Source organism: Campylobacter concisus, from assembly GCF_902460595.1.
Lineage (GTDB): Bacteria > Campylobacterota > Campylobacteria > Campylobacterales > Campylobacteraceae > Campylobacter_A > Campylobacter_A concisus_BL.
Map to the genome: position 1 here is coordinate 188707 of NZ_CABPVA010000002.1, position 3529 is coordinate 192235.

The window sequence follows — 3529 nt, forward strand, 5'->3', positions numbered from 1 at the left end:
GTCTGGTTGTCTGGTTGTCTGGTTGTCTGGTTGTCTGGTTGTCTGGTTGTCTGGTTGTCTGGTTGTCTGGTTGTCTGGTTGTCTGGTTGTCTGGTTGTCTGGTTGTCGTCCCTCCGCTTTTTAAATTTTGCTCCAAATTTGCCAAATTTATCAAAAATACTAAAAATAATATGTATAAATATATGTAAAATATTTTGTATTTTTCGCTTTTTTAACTCAAATTTTTTTCAAAAATTTTAAGATAACGCCTAAATTTCGCTAAAAAGTTAAAATGGATTTAAAATGCTTTGGGATATAATTTGCGATAAATTTATCAAAAGGCTAAAGTGATGATAAAACAAATTTCTGGTTCACAGATGATAAGCAAAGCCTTGCACGAAGAGGGCGTTGAGATAGTTTTTGGCTATCCTGGCGGTGCAGCTTTAAATATCTACGACGAGACATATAAACAAACTTATTTTAAGCACGTCTTGGTTCGCCACGAGCAAGCAGCCGTTCACGCAGCAGACGGATACGCTAGGGTTAGCGGCAAAGTTGGCGTAGCTTTTGTGACAAGCGGTCCTGGCTTTACAAACGCAGTCACTGGTCTTGCCACAGCTTACAGCGACAGCATCCCAGTTGTGCTTATAAGTGGTCAAGTACCAACCTTTATGATCGGCACAGATGCCTTTCAAGAGATCGATGCAGTCGGCATTTCACGCCCCTGTGTCAAACACAACTTTTTAGTAAATAGCGTCGAGGAGCTACCTCGCATCATAAAAGAGGCGTTTTATATCGCAAGATCGGGCCGCCCAGGACCAGTTCATATCGATATCCCAAAAAACGTCACTTCAAGGCTTGGCGACTTTGTCTATCCAAAAGAAATTTCTATCCCAAGCTACAAGCCGACATATAAAGGCAACTCTAAGCAGATCAAAAAAGCAGCAGCTGCGATAAATGAAGCAAAAAGACCACTTCTTTATATAGGCGGCGGCGCGGTCGCATCAAATGCAAGCGAGATCATACGTAAATTTATGAAAAAAACAGGCATCCCAGCGGTCGAGACACTTATGGCTCTTGGCGTGCTTGACGCAAAAGATGAGCTAAATTTAGGCATGGCAGGCATGCACGGCAGCTACGCTTCAAATATGGCGCTTAGCGAGTGCGACCTTCTTATCTCGCTTGGAGCTAGATTTTGCGATAGGGTCACAGGCAAAACTGACGAGTTTGCCAAACATGCAAAGATCATCCATATCGACATCGATCCAAGCTCTATCTCAAAGATCATAAACGCTCACTATCCGATAGTTGGCGACCTTACAAATGTGCTAAGCGAGCTTTATGAGGAGGTGAAAGGTGAGCCTAAAAACTATGCGCCTTGGAGAGAAATTTTAGATAGATATCAAAAGCTAAATCCTCTTGGCTACACAGATAGCGACAAGGTCTTAAAGCCTCAATGGGTGGTTGAAGAGACCGCAAAGATAGTTGGCCCTGAGGCTATCATCGCAACTGACGTTGGTCAGCACCAAATGTGGGTGGCGCAGTTTTATCCATTTAACCGCCCAAGGCAGCTTGTCACAAGTGGCGGTCTTGGCACAATGGGATATGGCCTCCCTGCAGCGATCGGAGCAAAGTGTGCCAAGCCTGAGCATTTGGTTGTAAATTTCACAGGCGATGGCTCGATACTTATGAATATCCAAGAGCTGATGACTGCTTATGAGACAAATGCCCCTGTCATAAACATCATCTTAAACAACAACTTCCTAGGCATGGTGCGCCAGTGGCAGACATTTTTCTATGAAAAGCGCTACTCATCGACTGATCTTAGCTTGCAGCCTGATTTTGTAAAGATCGCTGAGGGATTTGGCGGCGTTGGCTTTGTTTGCAAGAGTAAAGATGAGTTTAAAAAGGCGTTAAAAGAGGCGATCAAGAGTAAAAAATCAGCTCTTATCGACGTTAGGATCGACCGCTTTGAGGACGTGCTTCCTATGGTTCCAGCTGGGGCTGCGATTTATAATATGATATTAAAGAGCAAGGAAGAAAAATGAGTATCAGAAGAACGATTTCGGTTATAGTTTTAAATGAACATGGCGTTTTGGCTAGAATTTCTGGACTTTTTGCGGGCAGGGGCTACAACATTGACACGCTCACAGTTGCTCCGATACCTGAGAGCAACTTCTCAAGACTAAGCATCGTCACAAGCGGCGATGAGAGAGTTTTGGAGCAGATCGTAAAGCAGCTTCACAAGCTCATCCCAACATATAAAGTCATAGAAAGTGGCGAATTTGTTGAAAAAGAGATGGCACTTGTGAAAATCCCGCTTGGTGAAAATTTCGCTGGTCTTGAGGCGATACTAAAGACATACAACGGTATCGTCACAAACACAAACGAAAACTACATCGTTGTCATGGTGGCTGACGATGCGAGCAGGGTAGAGAGCTTTTTAAAGTCAATAAAGAAATTTAACCCAGTTGACGTCGTACGCGGCGGATCTGTGATAATGGATATATGATGAAACTAAGCGAAATAGCCTTAAAAGTAAATGCTACTTTTAGCGGAGAAGATCTTGAAATTTTTGCTCTAAATTCTTTAAAAAATGCAAATAAAGCTGAACTAACATACTGCGATGGCGAGAAAAATGCTAAATTTATAAGCACTTCAAACGCTGGAGCTATCTTGGTAACAAAATCGCTTTTGGACTTAGTGCCAGCTGGTATGGTAGCGCTTGTGTGCGACAACCCGCACCTTGCGTTTGCTATCCTTAGTAAAATTTACGCTAAGCCGCTTTTTTGTGAGCCAAAACCGTCAAATATCGCCCAGAGCGCAACTATCATGCCAAATGTCTATATCGGCTCAAATGTGAGCGTTGGCGAAAACACAATAGTGATGGCTGGAGCTTTTTTGGGTGACAACGTAACTATCGGCAAAAACTGCATCATACACCCAAACGTCGTCATCTATAATGACTGCGTCATCGGCAATGAGTGTCACCTGCTAGCAAACTGCGTTATAGGCAGCGACGGCTTTGGCTATGCGCATACAAAAACTGGCGAGCATGTGAAAATTTATCACAATGGTAATGTTGTTTTGGGTGATTTTGTCGAGATCGGCGCTTGCACGACGATAGATCGTGGCGTCTTTGAAAGCACAATGATCGCAAACTACACAAAGATAGATAATCTCGTTCAAATAGGCCACAACTGCGAGCTTGGAAATGGCTGCCTCATCGTCTCACAAACTGGGCTTGCTGGCTCAACAGTGCTAGGCAGAAACGTCGTCATGGGCGGACAAAGCGGCTCGGCCGGTCACGTAAAAGTGGGCGACTTTGCTCAGATCGCAGCACGTGGAGGCGTGAGTAAAGACCTACCTGGAGGCAAAAAATATGCTGGAGCTTATCCGATAATGGAGCTTTCAGAGCAGTTTAAATTTCAAGCAAAGATATTGAGATTTTTTAAGAAAAACTAAATTTGGCGGAGCTCTCCGCCAAATAGTTGTCATACTTCTATAATTTAAATTTAAATTTTCTATTTTTTTATTTCACTGAAATCAT

The 3529-nt window shown here is 43.2% G+C and carries 3 protein-coding genes; all 3 read left to right on the forward strand.

Going from position 1 to position 3529, the window contains the following annotated elements; translation table 11 throughout:
• Window positions 1–332 precede the first annotated feature (332 nt).
• The 3 genes from F3G86_RS05680 to lpxD are packed head-to-tail and all read left to right on the forward strand — an operon-like array spanning window position 333 to window position 3444.
• Complete coding sequence (locus F3G86_RS05680; RefSeq protein WP_223228561.1) at window positions 333–2027, forward strand: acetolactate synthase large subunit; 1695 nt, start codon at window positions 333–335, stop codon at window positions 2025–2027.
• A gap of 2 nt (window positions 2028–2029) precedes the next feature.
• A complete protein-coding gene (ilvN, locus tag F3G86_RS05685) occupies window positions 2030–2491 on the forward strand; it encodes an acetolactate synthase small subunit (protein WP_223227413.1) in 462 nt (153 codons plus the stop codon).
• Complete coding sequence (gene lpxD, locus F3G86_RS05690; protein WP_149723270.1) at window positions 2491–3444, forward strand: UDP-3-O-(3-hydroxymyristoyl)glucosamine N-acyltransferase; 954 nt, start codon at window positions 2491–2493, stop codon at window positions 3442–3444. Before ilvN ends, lpxD begins: the two co-directional genes overlap by 1 nt.
• The last annotated feature ends 85 nt before the right edge of the window (window positions 3445–3529 follow it).

What these genes read in the sequence shown, in the direction of transcription:
- lpxD (WP_149723270.1), top strand. Translation starts at nt 2,491, where the DNA reads ATGAAACTAAGCGAAATAGCCTTAAAAGTAAATGCTACTTTTAGCGGA.